At 81.2% G+C, this 480-nt stretch carries 1 pseudogene; it reads right to left on the bottom strand.

The features are described from left to right. Positions 1-450 (bottom strand): annotated as a pseudogene (locus GTR00_RS22460) (hypothetical protein); the annotation flags it as partial. Positions 451-480 lie beyond the last annotated feature (30 nt).

Below are 480 nucleotides of genomic sequence, written 5' to 3'. Positions count from 1 at the left end.
GGCCCCGCCGCCGCGCGCGGCCTCGGCGAGCACGAGCGCCTGCGCGCCCGCGGCCGCGTCCAGCGTCGCCACCGCCAGCACCGACCCGCGCGGCACCCGCACCGCCAGCACCACGGGGCCGACGTCGGCGAAGGTCACCGCGCGCGGCAGCCGGGCGCTGACGACGACGCGCTCCACCTCGCGCGGGGTGGCGTCCAGGTGCAGCCACACCTCCGCCTGCCCGGTGGTGTCCACGTCGAGCACGACGGTGCCGTCGGCCGAGGCGCGCGTGCCGCGCAGGGCCCGCCCGAGGGGGCGGCCGGCGGCGTCGAAGCGCTGCACGGCCACGTCGAGCAGGTGCGCGGCGCGGCCCCACTGCACGTCCAGCACCCAGGGCCGGTCGCTGGGCGGCAGCTGCAGCGCGGTGCCCGCCGCGGGCAGCGCGCGGTACCCCGTGCTCGCGGCGGGCACCGCGCTGCAGCTGCCGCGAGCACGGGGTAC

The organism is Kineococcus indalonis, from assembly GCF_009906395.1.
Classification (GTDB): Bacteria; Actinomycetota; Actinomycetes; order Actinomycetales; family Kineococcaceae; genus Kineococcus; species Kineococcus indalonis.
The sequence above is the reverse complement of the archived record's forward strand: the minus strand, read 5'-3'. Positions and strand labels throughout refer to the sequence as shown.